24 protein-coding genes and 1 tRNA gene are annotated in these 25,621 nt (G+C 69.9%); 14 read left to right on the top strand and 11 right to left on the bottom strand.

The features are described from left to right. Nucleotides 1–17: 17 nt before the first annotated feature. From C8054_RS24955 to C8054_RS24910, 10 genes are all read left to right on the top strand, one after another. Nucleotides 18–869: a replication-relaxation family protein gene (locus C8054_RS24955; RefSeq protein WP_107160845.1), complete on the top strand. Its 852-nt coding sequence runs from the start codon at nt 18–20 to the stop codon at nt 867–869. Between the two features lie 306 nt (nt 870–1,175). Continuing rightward, on the top strand, nt 1,176–1,871 hold the full coding sequence (locus C8054_RS24950) for a hypothetical protein (protein ID WP_107160842.1): 696 nt from the start codon (nt 1,176–1,178) through the stop codon (nt 1,869–1,871). An 89-nt stretch (nt 1,872–1,960) separates the two neighbouring features. Beyond that, nucleotides 1,961–2,689 carry a hypothetical protein gene (locus tag C8054_RS24945; protein WP_107160840.1) on the top strand — a complete coding sequence of 243 codons (729 nt, stop codon included), beginning with the start codon at nt 1,961–1,963 and terminating at the stop codon, nt 2,687–2,689. Between the two features lie 14 nt (nt 2,690–2,703). After that, nucleotides 2,704–3,297: a hypothetical protein gene (locus C8054_RS24940; RefSeq protein WP_107160838.1), complete on the top strand. Its 594-nt coding sequence runs from the start codon at nt 2,704–2,706 to the stop codon at nt 3,295–3,297. Between the two features lie 176 nt (nt 3,298–3,473). Continuing rightward, a complete protein-coding gene (locus C8054_RS24935; protein ID WP_107160836.1) occupies nt 3,474–4,709 on the top strand; it encodes a MarR family winged helix-turn-helix transcriptional regulator in 1,236 nt (411 codons plus the stop codon). A gap of 71 nt (nt 4,710–4,780) precedes the next feature. Beyond that, nucleotides 4,781–5,770: a DUF932 domain-containing protein gene (locus C8054_RS24930; RefSeq protein ID WP_107160833.1), complete on the top strand. Its 990-nt coding sequence runs from the start codon at nt 4,781–4,783 to the stop codon at nt 5,768–5,770. A 122-nt stretch (nt 5,771–5,892) separates the two neighbouring features. Then, nucleotides 5,893–6,327 (top strand): hypothetical protein, encoded by a 435-nt coding sequence (locus C8054_RS24925; RefSeq protein WP_107160831.1) that lies wholly within the window; start codon nt 5,893–5,895, stop codon nt 6,325–6,327. Between the two features lie 203 nt (nt 6,328–6,530). Then, nucleotides 6,531–7,559: a C40 family peptidase gene (locus C8054_RS24920; protein ID WP_107160829.1), complete on the top strand. Its 1,029-nt coding sequence runs from the start codon at nt 6,531–6,533 to the stop codon at nt 7,557–7,559. A gap of 213 nt (nt 7,560–7,772) precedes the next feature. Beyond that, the gene (locus C8054_RS24915; RefSeq protein WP_107160827.1) at nt 7,773–8,141 is read left to right on the top strand and encodes a cyclic-phosphate processing receiver domain-containing protein; all 369 of its coding nucleotides are present in this window, start codon (nt 7,773–7,775) and stop codon (nt 8,139–8,141) included. Between the two features lie 206 nt (nt 8,142–8,347). After that, a complete protein-coding gene (locus tag C8054_RS24910; RefSeq protein ID WP_107160824.1) occupies nt 8,348–8,584 on the top strand; it encodes a hypothetical protein in 237 nt (78 codons plus the stop codon). Nucleotides 8,585–8,773: 189 nt separating this feature from the next. Here the strand turns inward: C8054_RS24910 and C8054_RS32105 are convergent, their stop codons facing one another. Then, the gene (locus C8054_RS32105) at nt 8,774–8,932 is read right to left on the bottom strand and encodes a hypothetical protein (RefSeq protein WP_158273882.1); all 159 of its coding nucleotides are present in this window, start codon (nt 8,930–8,932) and stop codon (nt 8,774–8,776) included. A 450-nt stretch (nt 8,933–9,382) separates the two neighbouring features. Next, entirely contained in the window at nt 9,383–12,106 is a 2,724-nt protein-coding gene (locus C8054_RS24905) for a LysM peptidoglycan-binding domain-containing protein (RefSeq protein WP_107160822.1), read from the bottom strand. A 162-nt stretch (nt 12,107–12,268) separates the two neighbouring features. Between C8054_RS24905 and C8054_RS33140 the strand changes: the two genes are divergently transcribed. The 3 genes from C8054_RS33140 to C8054_RS24890 all read left to right on the top strand — a co-directional run bounded on the left by C8054_RS33140 (nt 12,269) and on the right by C8054_RS24890 (nt 16,401). Then, a complete protein-coding gene (locus tag C8054_RS33140) occupies nt 12,269–14,188 on the top strand; it encodes an Hsp70 family protein (RefSeq protein ID WP_107160820.1) in 1,920 nt (639 codons plus the stop codon). Between the two features lie 788 nt (nt 14,189–14,976). Continuing rightward, nucleotides 14,977–15,186, top strand: coding sequence for an AlpA family transcriptional regulator (locus C8054_RS24895; protein WP_030504821.1), 210 nt, complete (start codon nt 14,977–14,979; stop codon nt 15,184–15,186). Between the two features lie 3 nt (nt 15,187–15,189). Continuing rightward, nucleotides 15,190–16,401 (top strand): site-specific integrase, encoded by a 1,212-nt coding sequence (locus C8054_RS24890; protein WP_107160818.1) that lies wholly within the window; start codon nt 15,190–15,192, stop codon nt 16,399–16,401. Nucleotides 16,402–16,515: 114 nt separating this feature from the next. On the opposite strand, the gene C8054_RS24885 is transcribed toward C8054_RS24890, so the two are convergent. The 9 genes from C8054_RS24885 to ald all read right to left on the bottom strand — a co-directional run bounded on the left by C8054_RS24885 (nt 16,516) and on the right by ald (nt 25,043). Next, nucleotides 16,516–16,589: transfer RNA gene (locus C8054_RS24885), tRNA-Pro, on the bottom strand. Nucleotides 16,590–16,758: 169 nt separating this feature from the next. Continuing rightward, nucleotides 16,759–18,165 (bottom strand): ribosome biogenesis GTPase Der, encoded by a 1,407-nt coding sequence (gene der, locus C8054_RS24880; protein ID WP_107160815.1) that lies wholly within the window; start codon nt 18,163–18,165, stop codon nt 16,759–16,761. Nucleotides 18,166–18,211: 46 nt separating this feature from the next. Continuing rightward, nucleotides 18,212–18,892, bottom strand: a complete 681-nt coding sequence (gene cmk / locus C8054_RS24875; RefSeq protein ID WP_107160813.1) for a (d)CMP kinase — start codon at nt 18,890–18,892, stop codon at nt 18,212–18,214. Between the two features lie 173 nt (nt 18,893–19,065). Beyond that, complete coding sequence (locus tag C8054_RS24870) at nt 19,066–19,836, bottom strand: pseudouridine synthase (protein ID WP_107160811.1); 771 nt, start codon at nt 19,834–19,836, stop codon at nt 19,066–19,068. After that, complete coding sequence (gene scpB / locus C8054_RS24865) at nt 19,823–20,782, bottom strand: SMC-Scp complex subunit ScpB (RefSeq protein ID WP_107160809.1); 960 nt, start codon at nt 20,780–20,782, stop codon at nt 19,823–19,825. Before scpB ends, C8054_RS24870 begins: the two co-directional genes overlap by 14 nt. A gap of 4 nt (nt 20,783–20,786) precedes the next feature. Beyond that, entirely contained in the window at nt 20,787–21,806 is a 1,020-nt protein-coding gene (locus tag C8054_RS24860) for a ScpA family protein (protein WP_233220171.1), read from the bottom strand. 41 nt (nt 21,807–21,847) lie between these two features. Continuing rightward, the gene (locus C8054_RS24855) at nt 21,848–22,771 is read right to left on the bottom strand and encodes a ParA family protein (protein WP_091657002.1); all 924 of its coding nucleotides are present in this window, start codon (nt 22,769–22,771) and stop codon (nt 21,848–21,850) included. A 170-nt stretch (nt 22,772–22,941) separates the two neighbouring features. Beyond that, on the bottom strand, nt 22,942–23,931 hold the full coding sequence (locus C8054_RS24850) for a site-specific tyrosine recombinase XerD (RefSeq protein WP_107160915.1): 990 nt from the start codon (nt 23,929–23,931) through the stop codon (nt 22,942–22,944). Continuing rightward, the gene (ald, locus tag C8054_RS24845; protein WP_107160806.1) at nt 23,928–25,043 is read right to left on the bottom strand and encodes an alanine dehydrogenase; all 1,116 of its coding nucleotides are present in this window, start codon (nt 25,041–25,043) and stop codon (nt 23,928–23,930) included. Before ald ends, C8054_RS24850 begins: the two co-directional genes overlap by 4 nt. A gap of 170 nt (nt 25,044–25,213) precedes the next feature. Here ald and C8054_RS24840 point away from each other — a divergent pair, with 170 nt between their 5' ends. Continuing rightward, entirely contained in the window at nt 25,214–25,585 is a 372-nt protein-coding gene (locus tag C8054_RS24840) for a TM2 domain-containing protein (protein WP_107160804.1), read from the top strand. Nucleotides 25,586–25,621: the final 36 nt, after the last annotated feature.

Here is a 25,621-nt window from a genome sequence, read left to right as displayed (position 1 = left end):
CGCAGGGGTGACCACCTATGCCGCAATCACGATCTGCTGACCTGCTGGCCATTTACCCGCACATCACCAGGCGGGACCGGCAGCTACTCCAACTCCTCGACGACCATCACGTCCTGACCACCGATCAGATCCACCAGCTGTTCTTCCTGGCCCGACGTACCTGCCAGATCCGCCTCAGTGAGCTGTACGGGCTGGGCCTGCTGGACCGGTTCCGGTTCGCGCGCACCGGCGGCGGCAGCCTGCCGTGGCACTGGACCCTCGGCCACAACGGGCACCGCTTCCAGGCCGCCGCCCACGAACGCCCCGAGCCGACCGCCCGGGCGAGCCGGCAAGCCGTGCAACGAGTATCGGCCAGCCCGACCCTGACCCACCTGCTCACCGTCAACGAGTTCTTCGTCCGGCTCAAGACCCACACCCGGAACCATCCCGAGGCGCGTCTGGACCGGTGGTGGTCGGAGCGCACCACTACCCGGCAGTTCCGCACCATCACCGCCGACGGCCACGGCATCTGGACCGCCGCCGGCGCCAGCGTCGGGTTCTGGCTGGAGGCCGACACCGGCACCGAGCCGCTGGGCCGGCTGGCCGGCAAACTCGACCGCTACGCCAACCTGACCCGACGCGTCGGCATCCGGTACCCGGTGCTGTTCTGGCTCGGCAGCGCCGCCCGTGAGGAACACCTGCACCGGCTCCTGCGTGGTCGACGCGGCGACGTCCTCGTCGCCACCGCCACTCACGAGACGGACCCGGCGCAAGCGGTGTGGCTGCCGGCCGGCGCCACCGGCCGAGTCGGACTCGCGCAGCTACCCACCGACCACGGTCAGCCGGTGGCGGACAATCCCAACTTCGACGACGGAGTCTTCAACCTCTGACACGGCCTGTCAGCCGTCCAGCCGGAACCTGTCAACGCAGGTAGGGGACATCATCACGGTCGCTGGTCGAGGGCGTGCTGTCAGGTCACGGCGCTACGGTGCAGCTTCTTCTCTTTTGTTCGCACCGCCGCCCGTCTGTTCTCCCCGGACCTGCCCGCGCCAGCGGGATCACCCTCAGCCCACCATCCGGTCGGCCCCGTGACCCCGCCCCGCGCCGTTCCCGGCAGTACTCCGCACAGACGCCGCAGCCCGGTGGCACCACACCCCCGCAGTCGAACCACGCCTTCGCGAAGGGAGCACCCCGTCATGCCCGCCCCCACCAACACATCCCTCACCGACCAGGTCATCACCGTCTGCTTCGCCCCCGGCCAGGACGCCGACTGGTTCGCCGCCTCGGAAAAGGTCCACGACCTTCTGCAGGCCAACGGCACGCCGTCGCGCCGCTACCGCGTCCGACACCGCCGCCTCATCGGCTGGCTGACCCGCTTCATCGGCTACTACCTGCTCGACGCCGCCCGCCGCTTCGGCGCGATCACCCTCGCCGCCGGCGGCCGCAAGAGCCGCCTCGACCTGACCGGCACCGCCGCCACCGCCGCCCACGACGCCGCGCTGCGCTGGCGCGCCTGGCACACCCACGTCGCCGCGACCACTCCCGCGGCCCGGCCATTCGAGGACTACCTCGCCCAGCACCACACCGACCCCGCCAAGGTCAGCGCACACGAGGCCCGCCGACGCTTCGAGCAGCAGCCCCGCGTCCTGGCGATGCTCGCCCACCACCTCGACCCGTACGAGCTGCCCGCCTACCAAGCCGGCGAAGCCACCTACACCGGCCTGCACTGGCGCGTCGCCCTGGTCGGCGATGCGCTGATCACCACCGACGGTCGCCTCCTCACCGCAGCAGGCGGCTCCGTCGCCGACCGGTTCCGCTTCCTCAACGACGCCTGCGCCTATCTACGCAGCCTCGACCCACGGGCGCGGCTATGCGCCGTCACCATCGCCTGACACCCTCCCCCACCCGCAACACCACGGCCGGTCGCAGCCCCACTGCGACCGGCCGTCGCCATGTCCACACCGCTGGAAGGAGACCCCTGATGTTCCTGACCGATCCGGTGCTGCGGCGCATCGCCGCCGACACCAACGACGTCCTCCCCGAGCAACAGTGGCGCCACGACACCGCCACCCCCGAACCGATCGGCGACCTCGCCCGCCTCCTACACAAGACCGCACTCGACTTCACCGACAGCACCACCAACCTCGACCAAGCCCTCACCCGACTGGGCGTACTCGCCAACAAGGCACGACAAGGACTGGCCGCCCGCGCCGGCCTTTACCTACCTGGTCACCAGCACATCCTCACCGACGCCCTCGTCGCCCGCGAGCGGCACACCGTCCTCGGCGTCACACTCACTGCCTGCTACCGAGCCTGGCGCAACCACCGGCCGATGAACGAAGGCGACGAGCGACACCTGCTTCTGCGACGCTGCGACCCGTCGCATGGCGTCGCGACTCTGCAGCGCAAGGATCCGGACACCTGGCTGGTGATACCCGACGCCGAAGCCGCCGCCTCCTTCGACATCCCCTACCCGCAGCGCATCGTCGGCGAGGTCACCCACACCGAACCGGGATGGGCGCCGACCGCCTACATCGCCCGCGAACATCAGGTCCCGCTCGCCGCCGTGTATCAACTGCCGATCCGGGGTGAGCTCACCTCGGCCTGCCGGACGCTGCTGCGCTGGTGGCACCTGCGCCACTCCGACGCCTGGCACAACCGCACCCCCGCACAGCTCACCCCCGCCGAACTCGCCCACCTCACCGACTGACGCGAGGCAATGTGATGCCGCATCTCAACCTGTTCGAGCGTTGGATCACCGCGGCGACCGGCCGCACCCTCGACCAACATGCCGTCGACCCCATCCCCGCCGCCGCGCACCTACCCGAGGCTGCCGACAACCTCCGACACCTACGCGACGAGCTGCTGCTCGCCGTCGACCACCTGCGCACAAGGCTCCTCAACGAAGACGACCTCCACGCATCCGCCGCCGCCATCACCGGAACGGCGAAGACGATCCAGGACCTGGCCCGCGAGTACGGCAACGCCCGCGCTCGAATCGACGCCCTCATCGGCGACGAGACGCGGACCGCCTACGCGTTGACCCACCCTGGGCAGCAGGTACGTCGGCGCTACGTCGACCCCGGCGACACCGTGCTGGTCGTCCTGCCGCACACCGACTCGTGCCGCGCGCAGAACCTCGCCGGACACACCGCCCACATCAGGGTCGGCAGCTCAGACGCCCGGCTCCGGCTACCCGACAGCGTCAGCTCGGTGCGGCTGTCCCACAGCGACGCCGGCATCTACCGAGACCGCACCGAGGACCGCCTCTACATCCTGCAGCCCGCAGCATGCTCGCCCACCACCTCGGGCCGGTAGTCGACCGCCATCCCATCGCAGCGCGCTTCACCGCGCGGCGACTGCCGCACCTCGCACGGCACGGCACCCCCTGACGCGCGCCTGCGGCCCCGGCTATCACCCGCTACCCGGCCCACCATCCGGGCGGTCCCACTCGCGCCGAGCATCCCGAACCACGTCCCCAAGGAAGGAACACCATGGAAAACCTGTCCCTGACGCCTGCAGCGCAGGCCGTACTCGACGCCCTAACCGATCTTGGTCAGGGTGATGTCCACGAGCTGGCCGACCGCGCCGGTAAGGCTCGCTCGACCACCGACAAGGCACTCAAGACCCTGGCCGATGCCGGTCTGATCGTGCCGGTGGACACCGACGCCGACGCGGCCGACGGCGCACCCACCCGGTGGGCCCTGCCCATCCCCGACGGCACCGACACACCAGAACCGGATGCCGCCGTCGACCTCGGCGACCAGCAGACCGCCGGGGTCGACGAGAGCGAGCAGCTCACCGGATCAGACACCGACACCGGAGCCAGCGAGCCCGCCACCGGCGACACCAGCGCAGCTGATCAAACCCGCATCGACCACGCGGACAAGGCGCCGGATGAAGCGGTAGACGAGACCGACCAGGACGACAGCCGCGGACACGATAACGACAGCAGCGAGGCCGATGAGAGGTCCGCCGTCGTTGCGGTACAGCCGGCGCGACCCGGTGACCGCAAGGTCATGGCCATCAAGGGAGTCCTGGCCGACTACGGCGACGCCGGCTCCACCATCGACCTGATCGTGGCCGAAAGCGGCATCGGACACGCCACCGCGTCCCGGCTGCTGACCGCGATGGAGCAAGCCGACGCCGCTCGTCGACTGCCCGGCCTGCCCGAGCGGTGGGTCACCGGCCCGACCAGAGCCAGCGAGGTGGACCCGAATCCGGAGCCGCCCCGCTGCCCGCTGTGCTCCCAGGTCATCCGCGGCCACACGAGCATGCCGATCGCCGCCGCGGCGATGCTGCCCCTGATCCGACCGGACGGCACGCTGCACATCGTCGACCCAGAAGGCGAAACCCAGATCGTCGCCATGCCGATGCGCGCCCCCGGCCGCACGCCGCGCGTCGCCCGCAGCAAGGGCCCGCGCGGTGACGGGACCGTCAACGCCGACGGCAGCCAACCGTTCGGCCGCGGCGAACTGGAAAAACTCACCCTCGACGTCCTGGCCGCCAACCCCGGCCGGCAAATGACCCCGCAGGACATCGCCACCGTGCTCGCCGGCCAACTCGGCCGCGCGATCAGCCCCGGCGCCGTGCGGAACAACTGCACCAAGGCCGCCGCCGGCGGCCGGATCGTCCTGGTCTCCGAGGCGCCGCTGACCTTCGTCCACTCGGTGCAACCCGACAGCGACAGCCCCGTCGAGGCCGACGCGGGCAGCACCGACCAGTCCTGACCAACGCCACTTCCCTGCGGGGGCCGAGCCGCGTGCTCGGCCCCCGCACCGCATCGAGAGGAGCATCCCCCGTGCCGCACGAACTCGAGACCTTCACCGACGGAACAACTGCCTTTGCCAGCGCGCGCCTATCGGCTTGGCACCAGCTCGGCACCGTTACCCAGGACACGATGAAGGCCGAAGAGATCATGGCCGCCGCCCGCCTCGGTGACTGGGGCGTGCGCACCATCCGCACCGTCGGCATCGACATTGTCGACGGCGTCGAGGTGCAGGTCCCCGCCGACGACAAGCGGATGACCGTACGCCGCAACCCGGTCACCGGCGAGACCGAATACCTGGGCATCGTCGGTACCGATTACACGGTGGTCCAGAACGAGCAGTGCGCCGAGATGCTCGACCGACTCGTGGACCAGATCGGCGGCGCCCACTTCGAAACCGCCGGCAGCCTGCGCCGCGGCAAGAGCGTGTTCGTCACGATGAAACTGCCCGACGCGATGGAGATCGCCGGGGTGGACCGCCTCGACCTGTACCTCATCGGCACCACCTCCCACGACGGCAGCGCCGCCCTACGCGTCGACGCCAGCCCGATCCGAGTGGTCTGCGCCAACACCCAACGCGCCGCCTTCCAGCACACCGTCGGCCACTACACCTTCCGGCACACCTCCAACGTCAACTCCCAGATCAGCCAGGCCCGCGAAGCCCTGGGCCTGATGTGGACCTACATGGAGACCTTCGAGAAAGCCGCCGAACGGATGCTCAACGCGGACCTGACCATGCGCGAGTTCGAAAACGTCGTCGCGCAGGTATGGCCGGTCAAAGACACCGCGTCCGAGCAGGCCAAGAACAACGCCAAGCAACGCCTCGGCACCCTCAAGTACCTGATCCGCGAGGCCGACACCCAAAAAGCCATCACCGGCAGCCGGTGGGCCGGCTACCAGGCCATCACCGAATACCTCGACCACTACCAGCCCGCCAAGAACGACCTCATCCGCGCCAACCGAGTGCTGACCGGCAACGCCGGCGACCTGAAAATCGCCGCCTTCGACCTCCTGAAGGTCTGACCGCCACATCCATCGCCTCCGGGGCAGCGGTCACCGCGCCGCTGCCCCAGCCCAAAGGAACGGACACCTCACGTGACACCGCCCCGCACCCGAAGGCTCAATGCACACCAGAGGACCCGCCGATGACCGGCCACCTCCGCCACCCCCGCGATCTACGGCAGTCGGCATGTGGCCTACCCGCCACCGACGTGCAGCGATGGGAAACCGACAACCCGCCGCGCATCGACTACACCTGCGAAGACTGCTACACCCTGCTACCCGAAGCCGCCCGCCCCGACGACGCCAACCACCCGCCAGGCGACGCCACGCTCATCGACACGCTGCGACGCATCGTCGCCGCCCGGCAATACGCCAAGATCGACGGCGTGCTCGTGGACGTGTGGTCCGCCACCGTCACCGTCCTCATCTGGGACAAGCTCCGCGAGGACAAAAGGCAGCGGCTACTGGCCCTGCCATCACACGAGCTGATCCTCCGATGCATCGCGATCTACCGCCGTATCACCGAGGACCAGACAGCCAAGGACCAGTCCAGGCACAACCGAGGTACAGGGGTCTGAGGTCAGTCGGTGTTGACGCGCCGCACACTCATCGGCCCATCGAGCGATTGAGGTGGGCCGCCCACGTGGGCGGCCCACGGCCATTCTCCGCTTCACCACCTTCGAGAGCCCTCCACGCAACGCGCCTGCCACGCCGCCGATGAGCCTGCTCACGACGGCTCCTATCCGATCTGCCGTCCCCAGCCGTATTGAGAGGCGCCGCCATGACCAGAGCCATCACCGGCATTGTCAGCCTCGTCGTCGTTGCCTGCCTCGGCCTGCCCATGCTCCTGCTGACGGCCATCATGGGCGGCGGCTCTACCGGGTGCGGCATCGCCGCCACACCCAACATGTATCCCTCCGGGCGACCGCCTGCCGCCGGCCCCTGGGATGCCGAGCAAGTTGGCATCGCCGCGACCATCATCGACACCGGCGTCACCAATGGCGTCCCGCGATGGGGCTGGGTCATCGCCCTCGCCACCGCCATGCAGGAATCCCGCCTCCGCAACCTGCCCCACCGAGGCGCCCATAACGACCACGACTCCATCGGGGTGTTCCAACAACGCCCAAGCCAAGGATGGGGCACCGTCCCGCAACTGTCCGACCCCGCATATCAAGCAGGCAAGTTCTTCGACAAGCTCCTCACGATCTCCGGCTGGGAGTCGATGCCGCTCGCCCAGGCCGCCCAGGCGGTTCAAGGCTCGGCCTTCCCCGACGCGTACGCCAAATGGACCAACGATGCCCTCCGCCTGGTGGGACAACTCACCAGCACCCTCGCCGATTGCGCCACCGAGGCGCTTGCCGCCCTACCGGCCGGATTCGCGCTTCCCTCCAACACCCCGCCGGCCGTGACAACCGCGGTGTTCTGGGCCGTTGCCCAGCTCGGCACGCCCTACCACTTCGGCGGCTCGTGCACCGACCCGCACGCCAACGACCGCAACAAACAGTGCGACTGCTCATCTCTGGTGCAAGCGGCCTACCGAGCAGCCGGCATCCCCATCCCCCGCACCACCACCGAACAGGCCAACACCGGAACACCAGTAGCCAGCCCGACGCGCCTGCTACCCGGCGACCTCATCCTGGTCCCCGGCAGCAACGGCACCTCCGCCCACCCACGCCACGTCGGCATGTACGTCGGCGAAGGACTCATCATCCAAGCTCCGCAGACCGGCGACGTCGTCAAGATCACTCGGCTGAGCAGCTGGAATGGCCAGATCGCCATGATCCGGCGGATCGTCCAGGAGCCTGCTTGAGAAGAGCACGTTTTACGCTTTCGGGTAGTCGATACCTTCGAATACCGGTTGCCAGGGACCGTAGCCCTCACGCCTGCTCAACCATCGACCTCCAGTGCAGCTCGACGACCTATGTCCGCTACTCGCGACGAGTGATCGGTGGGCGTGGACTGGCACCCGGATCGCGGCCAAATCCGAATGCCGGGCCGCGACGGTGCCAGGCATCATCATCGAGTGAATGCTGGCCGAAGGATCGTCTTGGTGGATGACCTACGTTCGTTCGTGGATGGCCGTGCCGCCGAGGTGGCCCGCACCAGCGACGCCGGAGTTGAACTCCTCGGTCGGTACCGGGACCGGCGTTTGGACGAACTGTGGCTGGACCATGACCTCGGCCAGGATGACACGATCTGGCCGGTCGTGGAGGTCCTGGAACGGGCGGCCTTCGACAAGCGCCCCTTTGACGTCGGTGTCATCAACGTCCACTCCGCCAACCCAGCCGGCGCTGCAAAGGTCGCCCTGGTCCTACGCCGCTGGGGGTATTGCGTCCGCGTCTCGTCGGGCTCGACCGAAGTCGGCTATCTCGACGGCCCTGCGGTGAGCTGACCGGCTCGCACATGCCTCCCGCCGGCTGCCCACTCGGAGGGCGGCAGAAGAGTAGGCAGGAGGCATGGCTGGGCGTGAGAGCCAGCGGATGCTCGACCGCCAAGCCGCAGGATCACTGGACACGGCCCTCGGAGCTCCGCCACGAGAGCGATACCGATCGGCCAGGCGTAGCTGTAGCTTCTACCTTGGGCTCGGAGGAGGAACTCATGCCGAGGACGTCCGGGTACGCGGAGGCCGTCTACCAGTTCATTCAGGAACACGCCACGATCGAGGACGGATGCCGGGTCTGTCGCGAGCCGCTCTATCCGTGGATGATGGCGGAGTTTCGCCTCGACAGGCGCGAGGTCAAAGGCATACGTACCGCAGCAGTCAAAGAACTGGAACGTCGTGGTCTCGTCCACCGCCCCAATCCCAGGAGCGTTCTGCTGATTCTGAGAGACTGATCTTGCGCTTGCCTCACCAGAGGCGAGCAACGCCAGCCGCCATCCCGTCGGTGTCCTCCTTGCCGTTCACACCGGTACGGAGATCCGCATCGCCGCCGCGCGCGTTCTCGGGAGACGAATGAGATCAGTTCGACGAGTATGGACGCGCGGCGCACGCCTCTTGCCTGCCGTCGGCGGCCGGCGCGTCACTCACCCTGCGTCGACCGCCGGAACCTTGAGCTCAGGCTCGATCGGTTCCGACGGAAACTGAACAACAGGCAACGGCTCGGCCCCGAGCAGGGGCAGGTAGATCTCGTTGGCATTCTCACCCCAGCCGGTTGCCCACTGCAGGTCGCCGACGGCCGCCAACTCATGGATCCAGTCGCCATGCGTCCGGCAGAGCGCACAGGCTCTTCACCCTCGAAAAGCACGCGTTCCTGGTGACCGTCAAGGCAGATGGGGGCGGCGAACGGATTCAGCACGCCATCAAGGCCGAGCAGAAGAACCGGCACCGTATGATCCACGGCTCTACGTTATGGAAGGCTCCGGAGCTGAGCGAACGTATAGCACCGGCCAGCAGGGACCGTCGGCACTCGCGACTCCCGCACCGGGCTCGACTTCGAGCGCACTGATGTCGGCCAGATCCGGACGCCACCTGAGCTCGGTGAACGTCACGTCACATCGGCCGCCGCACGGCACCGGAGAGTTGTCGAGGCTCCAGTCATTAGGGTGTTTGGTGGGTCCGCACCGGGCGGCTATCCGATGCGTCATGTCGCTGTCCCCCGGGCTCACGGATCGTGGCACCGTGACATGTTCGGGTCACCTACGAGTGAACTCCGCACCGAGCCGGGCGGCAAGTGCGATCGTGTCTTCGCTCGGTTGAGTGTCGAGGTCGGCAAGCGCTCTTGTGAGGGCGCGCAGCAGCGTACGAATGCCGCCGACGTCGCCGAGGGCGTGTCGGGCTTGCATGGCCTTGGTGTAGAGGGCTTCGTTGTACCGATCTAGGACGATGGCTTTGTCCAGCAGGTCGGATGCGGCCTGCGGGTCTGGGTTGAGCAGGTCGTCGGCGAGGAGCAGGTGGGCTTCGGTGCCCCAGCGGCGCACCGTCTCGCGGTGGGGCTGAAGCCACTCGTAGTCCTGCCCCTCGGCCAGCGGCGCATCGTAGAGCTCGCAGGCGGCGGTCAACAGCTCGTGGCGTCGCGGTCCGGTGGCGATGGTGGCGTGACGCATGAGGTCTCGGAGGGTCCACACATCGACGTCGACCGTCGTCGGGTCGAGTCGGTACCGGCCGGCACTTTTGATGACGTAGGCGTTCTTCGTCTCGACGTCACCGGCGCGGCCGAGGACGTGTCGCAGGTTCGAAGCGTTGGTGTGTACGCGTTGGTCTGCTTGGCTGAGCCGGGCGTCGGGTTCGAGGTATTCGCCGACGTCACGGGTGGTGACGCCGTCGGGGTGGCAGGCCAGGAAGACAGCGAGTTCGAGGGCTTTGGCGCGCAAGGGCCGTCCCGGTTTGGTAATGCCCTCGATCCGCGGCGGGCCGAGCACTCGAAGTCGGGCCTTCCCGGCGACGGCGTCGGAGGGGGTTGGGATCGGCGCGGGTTGGTCCTGAGGGGCGGTGTCGTTTCGGCTGGCGTGTAGGGCAACGACCGCGGCCGGTTCGGCTGGCGAGATTGTCGCTGAAGGTTCGCCGGTTTGCGCTTCTCGCAGCGCGGTCAGGGTCTGGATCGCTGTGCTGGGTTCGAGCACGGGTAGACGCGGCGGTAGCGGTTCGGTTGGCTGACCGGATTTGAGGGTGGTCCGTCCGTCTGGGGCTATGTCAATGGTGACGCCGGGGTGCCACTCACCGAGTAGCACCCCGAACACCTGCCTGCTGGCACCCACGGCCAGAGCCGCCTTGATGCGGGCTTCGGCTGCTGCGGCTGGTGTCTCGGCGATGAGGACGACCGGAGGCAGACCCTCTGCTTCCGGAGCCTCGGGTCGTAGTTGCTCATCGGGGTCGGTGAGCGTCTGCTCGTCGAGAAGGCGGCTGCGGTGCAGCAGCAGGGTCTGGATCATGGTGAGCGCGTCGTCGAGGGTGTCGGTGATGTGCAGGCGCGGCCATGAGCTGACCGTCGTCATGTCTGCGCCGAGCAGCGTGGCGAAGGTTGCGGCGTCGATGACGACTTCGCCACGCGCGTCGGGGTGTTGCGGGCCCCCGGAAGCCAGCACTGCCACGAGGGCGGCGCGGGCGGCGGTAGCTGCGCCGTCGCCGACGAGGCCGACGCCACCGGACGGCAGCGGGACAAGGGTGGCCAGTGGTGCCCCGTCGTCGGAGTGCGGGAGTTCGGGGTTTCGGACCACGGCACGGCGCAGCTCGGCCACCGGGGCCGGTAGGTCAAAGGGTGGATCGTCGTGGGGGTCACCGGTGTAGCGGCGCCGGCGCTGCCGCCACACCAGGACTGCGGCCGCGCTGATGGCGGCGGCGAGTGACCAGGGCAGCCACTCCGCGGAGGTCAGCTGCAGACCCCGCTGGTGATCGGTGTCCCCCGGATGTTGTGTGCCGTCGGCTTCCGGCAAAGAAGAAGACCAGGTGGGAGCGTCAGTAGGTGACCCGGAATCCGCTGCGGTGGGTGCGGTCGGCGAAGAGCTCCTGGGCGTGGCATCCGTCTCTTGGTTTTCCGGTGTGGGCGGATCGGTGGACTGCGGCGCTTCCGGCAGGTTGCTCGGAGGCGGGGAGGGGGCGACGGTGCCAGGTCGCGGTGAGCGCGGTCGGCGGGCCGGGCTGGCGGTCTGTGGAGGTTGGGCATCGGCGGGTAGCCGCAGTTCCCAGCCCGGGTAGATCAAGTCGCAGTCACGCAGCGTGCCGCCAACCTGGGGGAAGTGCCGGTGCTTGTTCATGCGGCAGATTTCCGGCCAGCGGCCGGCGTCATTGAGCCATTCCTTGGCGATCTTCGACAGTGTGTCGTGTCGCTCGACGGTGTACAGGTAGCGGGTGTTGCCGACCTGAATCAGGGCCGGTCCTTGCGCGAGGGCTTGCTGAGGAATAGCCACTGCCTCAGCCGCATCGACGGCCGCCGGTGGTCGAACGCCGCCGGCGTTCAGTTGACCGACGGAGGTGACAGCGATCGCCGCGGTGCCGGCCAGGCCGAACACGAGCCGGTGCAGTGGTGCGGGAAGCCGTAGCACCGGGATCCGCCAGCGGGTCACCAGTGCGATCAGTTCGGCGATCAGCAGCAACCCGAGCACGCCCCACAACAGCCACACCGCCCAGACAGCCGCGCCGGCCAGGACGGTCGAGGTGAACCGCTCGTTCGGCTGATCAAACCATGCCACCAGCTGCGCCCAGGACGGCCACCTCCGCAGCGGGTTGCCGTCAAGGGACACCAGCAACGCCGGTACCCCGGCCAGGAACACGGCCGTGGCCACGGTGGCCCGGACCGGTCGGATCACGGAGGACACCCGCCCCGCTGTGTCGCGCGGCGATGTCGACACGGGCGGGACGTACACCGTGGGACGCGCGTATTCGGCTAGCCGGTTGCCGCTGTCCGGGGATTGCTGCGACATCTGTCCGTCCCCCCGCTTGATAGATCCCTTTCCTCTCGCATACACGGCGATACCCATCGAGGGCCATCCTGTTAGGAAGGATTCTCACCATGCGCGCACAATCGATCACCGGACGAGAACGGAGTTGACGATCTACTCCCCGCTCGGGAGAGACTGCCTCGCATGCCAAGCGGGGGCACTCGACTGTCGATCGATCTCACCTCGTCGGCAATCGCCGCCACTGTCGACCGCGATGGCACCCGGATCCCCGTCATGCTCAACGGCCGCATCGTCATGCCGCACGGCATCGTGGTCGACCCTGCCGGTCAACTACACCCCGGCGTCGCCGAGCCGCCGGAGCCCTCGGCGGATCACCTGTTCATCCGCGACCCCGTGGACCTAGTACACGCGGCTGACGCCAAGCCGCCTGTAGACGCCATACACCTGCTCGCCGGGCAGCTGTGGCATGTGGCTGACCAGGCAGTCCGCCAAGTCGGCGTACCCGTCGCCGCGCTGACCGTGACCATTCCATCGTCCTGGGGACCGCGCCGACGGGGGCATCTCACCGACGCGGCAGCCCGGGCGGGCCTCCCCGCACCGGCCATGGTCACCGCGCCAGCAGCACTCGCCGCTTTCGCGACCGCTGGCCGCGTCACGGATGGCGCTTGCCTGCTGATCTGCGATGCCGAGCGGCACCCGATCACGTTGACTGTCCTGCAAGTCCGCCCCGACGGCTACCAGGAACTCGCCACCCGCCAGGTGAGCCCAAGCCGTGACCTGGACCGAGACCTCGCACAGCACCTCTTGCGCAGCACGGCGAACGACGCCTCACAACGCACCGAGATAGAGGCCACGCCCGAACCAGCCGACACGGCACTGCTGCAGTCCATCCGCCAGGCCAGGACCGCCCTCTCAACCCAAGAACGCGCACCCGTTCTCCTGCCTGCGCCCCGCCCACCGGCCGTTCTGACCCGCAACGACGTCGCCGCCGCAGCGCAGCCCCTCCTCGACGAGGCCGCCATTGCCGTGCAAGGCATCCTCGACGCCGCCGACATCGGCCAGCAGCACCTCAGCCACGTGATCTACCGCGAAGCCGGAGCAATCCCGGGCCTACAGGAACACCTCGCGGCCGTCACCGGACAGACTCCGACCGCCCTCAACGGTCACTCCCACGCCCTCGCTGACGGCGCCCTGGCACTCACCGCAGCCCACCACCAGAGGGCAAGTACCGCCAGCGACACCGCACTGCCACGAGTCCGGCTCCGCATCCGTGACCTGACCAGCGCCATCGTCCTCGGTGCCTGCTCGCTCACCGTGCTCCTACAGGCCATCCTCACCGCGGACGTCACCACCATCAACACCGTGCAGGTCGTCGGCGTCCGCCTCTCCCTGCCTCAACTGGGCATCGCCGGCGCCCTCACCATGCTCACCGCATTCGCCGTGGCACACCTTGCCCCCACCACCTGGCTCGCCGGCACCCCCGACCCAGCCACATCCGAACCCACCACCGGCCATCTCATCCGACGCGGATACCTCGCCGCCGCCATCGGCGGATCAACCGCCGCCGCCCTCTACGGGCTCGCCACCGGCACCGCCGTCCAGTACGGCTACGAGCCATACCTGAAATGGACCCTCGGCTCCGCGCTCCCCCTCGCCGCCTGCGCGGCGATCATCGCTGCCACCGCTCCGCGCATCGCGACTCCGCAACTGTCCAGCTGGCTCGCGCGCACCCGCCCGGCGGCCTTGTCCGCGGCCATCGCCGCCGTCGGCATCTGCCTCATGCGCGCGGCGATCACCCTCACCCCACCTGTCGACCTGACCGGTATGCCCGGCCTCATCGGCAGCGCCGGAACAGCACTGCTCGGCATCGCCACCGCCCTGACTGCCAGCCGAAGCCGCACCATCCGCACCATCACCGCCCCCGGCCTCGCCATCGGCTACGCCATCGTCTTCACCAGCGACACCAGCAGCGCACTGCTGGTCGGCTACCTCTTCGCCCTCACCTGGTGGGCCGTCCAACTCGCCGCCTACACCCTGCGGCTCGCCTACCCCGGGACGGGGCAGGCGTTGCGCCGACTCGCGGGCAGCAGCCACCCAGCCTGACGAGTCGTCAGCGCAGACACGGGCGCCAGCCTCGGGGCTGACCGCTGTCCGGCCAATGACGGCGCCACCGGCATGAGCACCAGGCACCTCTCCGACAGATGACGGCCCGCCGATCTCGGCGGGCCGTCCGTTCACTCCAGACAGCCTGCCGAGCCTCTCCGCTCGGCGGGCCAACGGCGCATGCCCGTTCGCGCAAGGAGGTCACCGGTTCCATGTGCCCGCGTTTCGCAGACCACGACCAGCGCCAACCCACACATCAACCTGATCGAAAGGCCATCGACGATGAGAACACTCCAGAACTTTCCAATCTGCATCGAGCTGACCGGGCGCACGAGCACCGCGATCCGGTTCGCACGGTTCCACGCCCAGCTCGGTATGGGGACGTACCGCCTCTCGCAACTGCCGAGTGAAGCCTCGACTGACGCCCTCTGTCCGCCCTCTAGGGGTCCACAGGACCAGGGGGACGCCGTCCGTCCGTGTCCGCGATCGATACAGAGCCTGCGATGCCTCTTCGAGGACGAGCCCAGCCCTTGGCTTGACCCCTGGGGGACGCAACGGATGGATAGACGGCCACAGCTGTCAGATGCCGCGCCCGCGCGGGTCGTAGCGACGACCCCGTTCACCCCCCGGCCCCAGCAACGCCGGGCTAACGAAAGGAAGCACGATCCATGCCCGCCCCGACCCCGACCCCGCCCGGAATTCAGACCAGGCGCCGACGACCGCCGGCCAACTGCCAGCCGCACGACGCGGTGCCAGCAGTCCGGTTCGACCGATGTCCTGGACGGGTCATGAACGGCCCTGCCGCCTCCGAATGGCGGCCAGACCCGCTTCTGACCATCGACGACCTCGCGGCCTGGTTGGGCAAGCCCAAGAACACGCTCTACGCCTGGCACAGCCGAGGTAAGGGCCCGCGCGCCATCCGCGTCGGCAACACCCTGCGCTACCGGCGCAGCGAGGTCGAGCGCTGGCTCGAAGACCACACCGACGCGGAGCGGTGAACCATGGCCCGACCTGAACTGGCCATCGGCACCTCCGGAAAGATCCGGATCGAGAAACTCGGCCCGAGAAGATTCCGGGCCCGCGCCCGGTTCCGCGACTACGACGGCATCACCCGCGACATCGAAGTCACCGACACCACCGGCCCGGCCGCCGAACGGACCCTGAAGGTCAAACTCCGCGACCGTGCCACCCCCACCGACGACGAGATCACCCGCGAGACCCGCATCAGCGCCCTCGCCGAACTATGGGTCGAAGAAATCACCGCCGAGCAGCGCATCGCGCAACAGACCATCCACCGATACGCGACCAGCGTCCGCACCTCGATTCTGCCCGCCCTCGGCAACCTCCGAGTCCGGGAAGCCAGCGTCGGACGCCTCGACCGGTTCCTGCGCGACATCGCCAAGGACCGCCCCTCAGCCGCCAAAGGCGTGAAGGTCGTACTCAGTCAGATGTTCGCTCTGGCCGTACGCCACGGTGCCATCCCCACCAACCCGGTCCGCGACACCGGCCGACTCCGCAAACCCCGCCGCACCGTCGTCGTCCTCTCGCCCGAGCAACTCCAAGCCGTCCGCGCTGCCATCCGCGAATGGCAGCGGCCGATCCCTGGCAAGCCCGGGCCTCGGCACAGCGGCGACCTGGCCGATGTCGTCGACCTCATGCTCGCCACCGGCGCCCGTATCGGCGAGATCCTCGCCCTCCGCTGGGAGGACCTGGACCTCGCCAGCGAACGACCAACCCTGACGATCTGCGGCACGCTGGTCTTCATCAAGGGCCAGGGCTTCATCCGACAGCCCTGGACCAAGAGCGACGCCGGCTACCGGAGGGTCGTCCTCCCCCGGTTCGCGGTCGGCATGCTGATGGCCCGCAAGCTCACCGCCGCGGACAACCCCCACGACGCGATCTTCGCCTCTCGACGAGGCACCTGGCTCTCACCCAACAACGTGCGCCGTCAGTGGCGCCAGGCCCGCGCCGAAGCCGACCTCGACTGGGTCACCCCGCACACCTTCCGCAAGACCGTCGCCACCCTCATCAAGGAGGAGACCGACACCAAGAGCGCGGCGGCGCAGCTCGGGCACTCCAGCGAGGAGGTCACCGACACCTACTACATCGCCAAGCCGGTACAAGCCCCAGACGTGTCCGGCATCCTCGAACGGCTCGGCAGCCACCCGATCAGCCAAGGATCATCGTCAGGAGAGAACGATGCACACCGATGACGAACTTGGTTGCCGCACCACGTAAACGGGGGGTTTTCGGGGGGCGGTTCAAATCTCCATAGAAGAAAGTCAAAGCCCTGGCCAGCATTTCCGCTGGTCAGGGCTTTTTCTTTGTCGGGACGGCCGGATTCGAACCGACGACCCCTTGACCCCCAGTCAAGTGCGCTACCAAGCTGCGCCACGTCCCGATGCCCCCGCGCGTCGTTGCCCGCGGCAGCCGGTACAGCTTAGCGCAAGATCTTCGCACCGTACGCACAGGGCCCCTCGGCGACCGCACGGGGTCGGCGTCACTCCCCCTAAAGCGTCCTAGGAAAGAAGCCGCCGGGGAGTGCCCCGGCGGCTTCTTCGTGGCACCGCTCAGCCGTGCGCCTTGCCGCGACCGCCCGGGCCCAGCTTCTTGCGCGGACGCACCGAGATGTCGATCGGGCTACCCTCGAAGCCGAACTCCTCGCGCAGCTTGCGCTCCACGAACCGCTGGTAGCCGGCGTCAAGCGGGCCGGTGGTGAACAACACGAACCGCGGCGGCGCCACCCCGGCCTGGGTGGCGAACAGGATGCGCGGGGCGCGCCCGCCGCGCACCGGGTGCGGGGTGGCCTGGACCAGTGCGGTGAGCCACTGGTTGAGCTGCGCGGTGGGAATCCGGGTCTCCCAGCTCGCGAGCGCCTTGCGCAGCGCCGGGGCGAGCTTGTCCACCGCCCGGCCGGTCTGCGCGGACAGGTTCAGCCGGATCGCCCACGGGATCCGCCGCAGCTCCCGGTCGATCTCCTTGTCCAGGTAGTAGCGGCGGTCGGCGTCGACCAGGTCCCACTTGTTGAACGCGATGACCAGGGCCCGGCCGGCCTCCACCACCATGGTGAGAATCCGCTGGTCCTGCTCGCTGATCACCTCGCTGGAGTCCAGCAGCACCACCGCCACCTCGGCCGCCTCGATCGCCGAAGCGGTACGCAGGCTGGCGTAGTATTCCGTGCCGCTGGCCTTGCCGACCCGCTTGCGCAGGCCGGCGGTGTCCACCAGCTGCCAGGTCTCGCCGCCGATCTCGACCAGGCTGTCCACCGGGTCGACGGTGGTGCCGGCGACCGAGTCGACCACCGCCCGCTCCTCGCCGGAGAACCGGTTGAGCAGGCTGGACTTGCCGACGTTGGGCCGGCCCACCAGGGCCACCCGACGCGGCCCGCGCGGCCGGTTCTCCACGATCGGCGGCGCCTCGGGCAGCGCGGCCATGATGGCGTCGAGCAGGTCGCCGGAGCCGCGGCCGTGCAGCGCCGACACCGGGAACGGTTCACCGAGGCCGAGCGACCACAGCGCGGTCGCCTCCATCTCGATGGTGGTGTTGTCGGCCTTGTTGCCCACCAGGATCACCGGCTTGGCGCTGCGCCGCAGCATCTTCACCGCGGCCTCGTCCACGTCGGTCGAGCCGACCATGGCGTCCACCACGAACAGCACCACGTCGGCGGTGGCCACGGCCGCCTCGGCCTGGGCGGCGATGGCGGCGGCCCGGTCCTTGGCGTCGGGCTCCCAGCCGCCGGTGTCCACCACGGTGAACGCCCGGCCGTTCCACTGCGCGTCGTACGGCACCCGGTCCCGGGTCACGCCGGGGATGTCCTCGACGACCGCCTGGCGGCGGCCGATGATGCGGTTCACCAGCGTGGACTTGCCCACGTTGGGGCGGCCGACCACGGCCACCACGGGCTGCGGGCCGGTCGGCTCGTCGGCCTCGGCCTCCGGCTCACGCAGCTCCACCCAGCCACCGAAGTCGTCGGTCATGCCGAGTCACCCTTCGTCCGCGCCTGCGGCGCCCGCGAGAACCCGTTCATGCCACACCCCGCTCGGTGAGCAGGTCACGCAGGCGGGCGACGACCTCGTCGATGCCCAGCTCGGTGGTGTCCAGCACCACGGCGTCGGGAGCCTGCTGGAGCGGGTTGACCGTGCGGGTCGAGTCGAGCCGGTCCCGACGGGCCAGGTCGGCGGCGGTAGCCGAGACGTCGGCGGCGTCCTCGGCGCTGCGCCGCTGGGCGCGCGCCGACTCGGAGGCGGTCAGGTAGACCTTCAGGTCGGCGTCGGGCGTCACCACCGAGCCGATGTCGCGGCCCTCCACCACGATCCGGCCCGCCTCGGCGACCAGCCGCCGCTGCCGGTCCACCAGCAGTTCCCGGACCGCGCCCACGGCGGCCACCGCGGAGACCGCGCCGGTCACCTCCGGGCCGCGGATGTCGGTGGACACGTCGATACCGTCGACGGTGACCGCGTACCCCTGGGGGTCGGTGCCGATGCGCAGGTCGGCCTCACCGGCGACCTTGGCCACCGACTCGGTGTCGGTCAGCTCGACGCCGGAGCGCAGGACCGCCCAGGTCAGCGCCCGGTACATGGCGCCGGTGTCGAGGTAGCGGGCGCCGAGGCTCACCGCCAGTCGCCGCGACACGGTGGACTTGCCCGAACCGGACGGCCCGTCCACCGCGACCACGCAACGCCCGGCCGGTACCTTTTCCTCCACCGTTGTCCTCCTCAGCCCGTACCTCGCAGGTCGTCACGGAGCGACGCCGTTGAGCGGATGGTTTCTCGTCGTCAATCATGCCCGCGCCGCGCGGGCGACCGTCGGGGGCGCGTGCGCGCCGGCCCGCGGACCGCGTCGAAGCCTACCGGGCGCCCCACCCCGAACGTCTCCGGTCAGTCACCCACGGCCTTGAACAGGGCGGCGACCTCCGCGTTTGTCAGCCGCCGCAGCCGCCCGGTGCGCAGGTCACCGAGCTTGATCGGACCGATCGAGGTACGGATCAGCCGGGACACCGGATGTCCCACCTCGGCCATCAGGCGTCGGACGATGTGCTTGCGCCCCTCGTGCAGGGTCAGCTCCACCTGGGCGGTCTTGCCGAGCGTGTCGACCACCTTGAACCCGTCGACCTTCACCGGCCCGTCCTCCAGCTCGACGCCGCCGGTCAGCCGCTTGCCCAGGTTGCGCGGGATCGGCCCGGCCACCTCGGCGAGATAGGTCTTGAGCACCTCGTACGACGGGTGCATGAGCTTGTGGGCGAGGGTGCCGTCGTTGGTGAGCAGGAGCAGGCCCTCGCTGTCGGCGTCCAGTCGCCCGACGTGGTAGACCCGCTGCTCCAGCCGCGCGCCGATGAAGTCGGCGAGCTCGGTGCGGCCCTTCTCGTCAGCCATGGTGGTGACCACCCCGCGCGGCTTGTTCATCGCCACGTAGACGAGGCGGACGTCGGCCTGGAGCCGCTCGCCGTCGACGTGGATCACGTCGCGTGCCGGGTCGGCCTTGTCACCGAGCTGCGCGACCCGGCCGTTGACCGTGACCCGCCGCCGGAAGATCAGGTCCTCGCAGGCCCGCCGCGAGCCCACCCCCGCGGCGGCGAGCACCTTCTGGAGGCGCTCGGCGCTCTCGTACACGGGGGCGTCGGGCTTCGGGGCACGGTCATCGCGTCGCATCGGCAAACTCTTCTACGTCGTCGGGGAGGAACGGGGCCAGGGGCGGCAGGTCGTCCACCGAGTTGAGCCCCAGCTTCTCCAGGAACATGGTGGTGGTCCGGTAGAGGAACGCACCGCTGTCCGCTTCGGTGCCGCACTCCTCGACCAGGCCGCGACCCACCAGGGTACGGAGCACCCCGTCGCAGTTGACACCCCGGATGGCCGAGATGCGCGACCGGGTCACCGGCTGGCGGTAGGCGACCACGGCGAGTGTCTCCAGCGCGGCCTGGGTCAGCCGGACCGACTGCCCCTCCAGCACGAACCGCTCGACGTAGGTGGCGTATTCCGGCCGGGTGTAGAGACGCCAGCCACCCGCGGCGCGGCGCAGCTCGAACCCGTGCCCGGCCGAGGTGTAGCCGGCGGCGATCTCGTCGAGCATCGCGCCGACCCGTTCCGGGGCCTGCTCCAGCACCTCGGCCAGCACCAGCTCGCTGACCGGCTGGTCCACCACCAGCAGGATCGCCTCCAGCGCGCCGCGCAGCTCCGCGTCGTCCAGGACGGGCGCGGGCGCCGGCTCCGGCGCCGCCCGCCGGCGTGAACGCTTCGGAGGTACGCCGGAAGCGCCCTCCTCGTCGCCGTGCGAGGTCTCCCCTGAGATCTTGGTGCGGTCCCGCCCCTCCAGGGGCGCCCCGGTACCAAGATCTCGGTGCGGCTCGCCCGCGGACGAGATCTTGGAAGAATTCGGCCCCTCGGGGGGCCCATTGCTTCCAAGATCTGTGGAGGGATCGAGATCGTGGTCAGCTTCCGGTTCCGGTGGCCGGTCAGTGTCCAAGGTCTCGGGCTCGGATCGATCGGCACGTCCCGAGCGCTCGTCCGTGGGGTCGGGCTTGGGCGGAATGCGCTCCCACGGGGGGATCCAGGCGGCGGCCTGGTCGGCCAGGGAGTCGCCGCGCTCCTCGTCGCTCATCAGGTCACTCCTGCGTCGGTGCGGTCGTGTCCGCCGCCTCGCGGCGCGAGCCGGCGTCAGCGGGTCGGACGGTGACGTCGGAGGGAGCCACGTCAGCGAGTGCGTCGTCGGGCACGCCGGGGGCGGACGCGGCATCCGGTCCGGGGGCGGCGGCCCGGGCGGTGGGCGGCTCCGGGGCGCCGGCGTACTCGTCGACGGTCAGCTCGGCGTCGCCGTCGGCCGGGCCGGTCCAGCGGACCGTCAGCTCCTCCAGCGCCTGCTCCTGCACGAACGCGACGAGGCCCTGCCGGTACAGCTCCAGCAGCGCCAGGAACCGGGCCACCACCTCCAGCGTGATGTCGCAGTCGGCGCAGAGCTGCGAGAAGGTGGCGACACCGGCCCGGCGCAGCCGCTCGGCGATGATGCCGGCGTGCTCCCGGACGCTGACCCGGACCATGTGCACGTGCGCGATGGACACCTCGGGCACCGGCTTCGGGCTCATCGCCTTGACCGCGAGCCGGAGCAGCCGCTGCGGGCCGATGCCGAGCACCAGGTCCGGCAGCGCCTCGGCGTACCGGGGCTCCAGGGTGACCGCCCGCGGGTAGCGCCGACCGCCGACCGCCTCCAACCCGGCGATGTGCGCCGCCGCCTCCTTGTACGCCTTGTACTGCAACAGTCGGGCGAAGAGCAGGTCCCGCGCCTCCAGCAGCGCCAGGTCCGCCTCGTCCTCCACCTCGGCCGAGGGCAGCAGCCGGGCCGCCTTCAGGTCGAGCAGGGTGGCGGCGACCAGCAGGAACTCGCTTGTCTCGTCCAGGTCCCACTGGTCGCCCATGGCGCGCAGGTACGCGATGAACTCGTCGGTGACCTTGTGCAGCGCGACCTCGGTGACGTCCAGCTTGTGCTTGCTGATCAGCTGGAGCAGCAGGTCGAACGGGCCGGTGAAGTTGTCCAACCGGACCGTGAAACCGCTGGTCTCGGCGGGCCCGGTGTCGACCTCGGCGGGGTCGCCGGCGCCGTGCGGCGGGTCGAGGGGCGGCGCGGTCACCGGGAAACCGTAGTCGACGCGGTGGGCGGGTGGCGGACGCCCTACCGGTCCGTCTCGGCGGCGATCACCTCTCGGGCGAGCTGCCGGTAGTTGCGCGCGCCCGAGGAGGCCGGGTCGAGCGTGGTGATCGGCGCGCCGGCCACCGTCGACTCGGGGAACTTCACCGTCTTGGTGATGACGGTCTGGTAGACCTTGTCGCCGAACGCCTCGACCACCCGTTGCAGCACCTGACGGCAGTGGGTGGTGCGGCTGTCGTACATGGTGGCGAGGATGCCTTCGAGTTCGAGGTCGAAGTTGAGCCGCTCGCGCACCTTGTCGATGGTGTCCAGCAGCAGCGCGACGCCGCGCAGGCTGAAGAACTCGCACTCCAGCGGGATGAGCACGCCGTGCGCCACGGTCAACGCGTTGATCGCCAGCAGGCCCAGCGAGGGCTGGCAGTCGATCAGGATGAAGTCGTACTCCTTGCGGATGGTGCGCAGCACCCGGGCCAGGGCCATCTCCCGGGCGACCTCGTTGACGAGCTGTATCTCGGCGGCGGAGAGGTCGATGTTGGCGGGGAGCAGGTGCAGCCCGGCCACGTCGGTCTTGATCAGGACGTCCTCGGCGGTGACGTCGTCCTGCATGAGCAGGTTGTAGACCGACAGGTCGAGGTTGTGCGGGTTGACGCCCAGGCCGACGGAGAGGGCGCCCTGCGGGTCGAAGTCGACGAGCAGCACCTTGCGGCCGTATTCCGCGAGCGCGGCGCCCAGGTTGATGGTGGTCGTGGTCTTGCCGACGCCACCCTTCTGGTTGGCCATCGCGATGATCCGCGCCGGGCCGTGCCGGTCGGTCGGCATCGGTTCCGGGATCGGCTTGCGCATCGTGTAGGCGGCCGGGTCGGCGGGGCCGAGGTCGGCGCCGAGCGTCGCCTGCTGCTCACGGAGCTCCGACGTCCAGGTCTCGGCACGGTCACCGTTTCCTGCCATGTCCTCGTTGCCCCCTCCCGACGACCAACCCGGCGTCGGAGCCGTCCGACGTCCCTCGCGGCGCCGCTGCGCACCCCCCGGTCCGTCGCACCTGGAGGCCCGCGCCGATGCCGACTGTACGCCACGGGCGAGCAGCACGTTCGGCAGCGGGTCGGCGTGTCGGCCGGCCGTCAGGTGAGCGCACGCGGATGCGCGGTGGCGTACACCTCGCGCAGTCGGTCCACGGTGACCAACGTGTACACCTGGGTGGTGGTCACCGACGCGTGGCCGAGCAGTTCCTGCACCACGCGCACGTCCGCGCCGCCGTCGAGCAGGTGGGTGGCGTACGAATGGCGCAGCGTGTGCGGGGAGACCGCGTCCGGCCCGTCGACCGGCAGGCCGGCCCGGTCGGCGGCGGCGCGCAGCACACCCCAGGCGCCCTGCCGGGTGAGCGGCCCGCCCCGGGCGTTGACGAACAGCGCCGGCGTGCCCCGCCCGGCGGCGAGCAGCGCCGGGCGACCCCGGGTCAGCCAGGCGCGCACCGCGTCGGCGGCGTACCCGCCGACCGGCACGAGGCGGGCCTTGCCGCCCTTGCCACGCAGCAGCACGGCGCCGGCGTCCAGGTCGAGGTCGTCGACGACCGCGCCGACCGCCTCGGAGACGCGCGCGCCGGTGCCGTACAGGAATTCCAGCAGCGCCCGGTCGCGCAGCGCGCGGGGCGCGTCGTCGCCGGTGGCGGTCGCCGGGCCGGCGGCGTCGATCAGCCGGAGCACGGCGTCGACCGGCAGCGCCCGGGGCAGCCGGCGCGGCGGGGTCGGCGGGCGGACGTCGCGGCCGGGGTCGGCGCCGGCCAGGCCCTCGCGCAGCGCGAAGCGGTGCAGGCCGCGTACCGCGCTGGCGGCGCGGGCGGTGGACGAGACGGCGAGCGGCGGGTGGTCGTCGTCGCCGGACCGCAGCCGGGCCAGGTGGGCCTCGACCTCGGCCGGGCCGGCGGCGGCCAGGTCGGCCACCCCGGCGGCGGCCAGCGTGTCGAGGTAGCGGTCCAGGTCCCGGCGGTACGAGGCGAGCGTGTTCCCGGACAGGCCACGCTCGACGGTGAGGTGGTCCAGATAGCTCCGGACCGCGCGGCGCAGGGCCGGCGCGGGCGTCGCGCCGGCCCGGTGCGCCTCGGGGTCGGTCAGCTCAGCACCTCGGCCAGCGGCAGCACGTCCATGCCGTGCGCCTCGGCGACCGGGCCGTAGACGACCCGGCCGTCGTGGGTGTTCAGGCCCAGCGCCAGCGCCGGGTCGCCGCGCAGCGCCGTGCGCCAGCCCTGGTTGGCCAGTTCGAGCGCGTACGGCAGGGTGACGTTGGTCAGCGCGTAGGTGCTGGTGTTCGGCACCGCGCCGGGCATGTTCGCCACGCAGTAGAAGATCGAGTCGTGCACCTTGTAGACCGGGTCGGCGTGCGTGGTGGGACGCGAGTCCTCGAAGCAGCCGCCCTGGTCGATGGCGATGTCGACGAGCACGCTGCCCGGCTTCATCCGGGAGACCAGCTCGTTGGAGATCAGCTTCGGGGCCTTCGCGCCGGGCACCAGCACCGCGCCGATGACCAGGTCCGCGTCGAGCACGGCCCGCTCGATCTCGTACGCGTTGGAGGCCACGGTCTGCAGGTGGCCCCGGTAGATGGCGTCGGCGGAACGCAGCCGGGCCACGTTCTTGTCCAGCAGCAGCACCTCGGACTGCAGGCCCAGCGCGATGGCGGCGGCGTTGAGGCCGGACACGCCGGCGCCGATGACCACGGTCTTGGCCGCGTACACGCCGGAGACGCCACCGGGCAGCACGCCCCGGCCGCCGCCGGTGCGCATCATGTAGAACGCGCCGACCTGCGGGGCGAGCCGACCGGCCACCTCGGACATCGGGGCGAGCAGCGGCAGCGACCGGTCCGGCAGCTCGACCGTCTCGTACGCGATGCCGGTGACCTTGCGGTCGACGAGCGCGTCGGTGCACTCACGGGAGGCGGCCAGGTGCAGGTAGGTGAAGAGCACCTGCCCCTCGCGCATGCGGGGGTACTCCTCGGCGATCGGCTCCTTGACCTTGAGCACCAGCTCGGCGGTGTCCCAGACCTCGTCGGCGGTGGCCAGGATCTTCGCGCCTGCGGCGGCGAACTCCTCGTCGGTGATGCTGGAGCCGACCCCGGCACCCGCCTCGACGAAGACCTCGTGACCGTGGCGGGAGAACTCGTTGACGCCCGCCGGCGTGATCGCCACCCGGTACTCGTGGTTCTTGACCTCGCGGGGGATTCCGACCTTCACGATGCAGACACCTTCCTCCGGGGCGCGGCTCACCCCCGACAGCGCGGCGCCGCGACGGCTCCGTTGCCGACGCGGTCAGGTCCCGCCGGCGGCAGTCTAGGCGCGCGGACGGCGCGGGGGCGCCGACACTGTGACATCCGGTGCCCGGTGGTGCTGACGGAGTGTCAGGCATGGACCGGGCTGGCCGGTGGAGACGCCATCAGCCGACAGGACAGACTTCGGTAAATATCTTCCCACCGGTGGGGTGCCGGCGCGCGCGGAACGCGAGTGGATCACTATGGTGTCCGCTCATGACCACTCCTTACCAGCAGCACCCGTACGGCGTCTCGGACAAGAGCAAGGTCGTCGCGGGCATCCTCCAGATCCTCCTCGGCGGCTTCGGCATCGGCCGGTTCTACATGGGCGACACCAAGACCGGCGTCATCCAGCTCGTGGTCACACTCGTGACCTGTGGCTTCGGCGCGATCTGGGGGCTCGTCGACGGCATCCTGATCCTGGTCAACGGCGGCGTCGACGGCCAGGGCCGCCCGCTGCGCGACTGAACGCGGACACACGGAAGGGGCCGCGCGACAAACGCC

Source organism: Micromonospora sp. RP3T (assembly GCF_003027925.1).
Classification (GTDB): Bacteria; Actinomycetota; Actinomycetes; order Mycobacteriales; family Micromonosporaceae; genus Micromonospora.
This window is presented reverse-complemented; position numbering and strand designations above follow the sequence as displayed.

Bases quoted from the DNA above. Each gene is read 5' to 3' on its own strand.
- C8054_RS24955 (WP_107160845.1), top strand. From the start codon at position 18: ATGCCGCAATCACGATCTGCTGACCTGCTGGCCATTTACCCGCACATC.
- C8054_RS24950 (WP_107160842.1), top strand. From the start codon at position 1,176: ATGCCCGCCCCCACCAACACATCCCTCACCGACCAGGTCATCACCGTC.
- C8054_RS24945 (WP_107160840.1), top strand. From the start codon at position 1,961: ATGTTCCTGACCGATCCGGTGCTGCGGCGCATCGCCGCCGACACCAAC.
- C8054_RS24940 (WP_107160838.1), top strand. From the start codon at position 2,704: ATGCCGCATCTCAACCTGTTCGAGCGTTGGATCACCGCGGCGACCGGC.
- C8054_RS24935 (WP_107160836.1), top strand. From the start codon at position 3,474: ATGGAAAACCTGTCCCTGACGCCTGCAGCGCAGGCCGTACTCGACGCC.
- C8054_RS24925 (WP_107160831.1), top strand. From the start codon at position 5,893: ATGACCGGCCACCTCCGCCACCCCCGCGATCTACGGCAGTCGGCATGT.
- C8054_RS24920 (WP_107160829.1), top strand. From the start codon at position 6,531: ATGACCAGAGCCATCACCGGCATTGTCAGCCTCGTCGTCGTTGCCTGC.
- C8054_RS24910 (WP_107160824.1), top strand. From the start codon at position 8,348: ATGCCGAGGACGTCCGGGTACGCGGAGGCCGTCTACCAGTTCATTCAG.
- C8054_RS24905 (WP_107160822.1), bottom strand. From the start codon at position 12,106: ATGTCGCAGCAATCCCCGGACAGCGGCAACCGGCTAGCCGAATACGCG.
- C8054_RS33140 (WP_107160820.1), top strand. From the start codon at position 12,269: ATGCCAAGCGGGGGCACTCGACTGTCGATCGATCTCACCTCGTCGGCA.
- C8054_RS24895 (WP_030504821.1), top strand. From the start codon at position 14,977: ATGAACGGCCCTGCCGCCTCCGAATGGCGGCCAGACCCGCTTCTGACC.
- C8054_RS24890 (WP_107160818.1), top strand. From the start codon at position 15,190: ATGGCCCGACCTGAACTGGCCATCGGCACCTCCGGAAAGATCCGGATC.
- der (WP_107160815.1), bottom strand. From the start codon at position 18,165: ATGACCGACGACTTCGGTGGCTGGGTGGAGCTGCGTGAGCCGGAGGCC.
- C8054_RS24870 (WP_107160811.1), bottom strand. From the start codon at position 19,836: ATGCGACGCGATGACCGTGCCCCGAAGCCCGACGCCCCCGTGTACGAG.
- scpB (WP_107160809.1), bottom strand. From the start codon at position 20,782: ATGAGCGACGAGGAGCGCGGCGACTCCCTGGCCGACCAGGCCGCCGCC.
- C8054_RS24855 (WP_091657002.1), bottom strand. From the start codon at position 22,771: ATGGCAGGAAACGGTGACCGTGCCGAGACCTGGACGTCGGAGCTCCGT.
- C8054_RS24840 (WP_107160804.1), top strand. From the start codon at position 25,214: ATGGACCGGGCTGGCCGGTGGAGACGCCATCAGCCGACAGGACAGACT.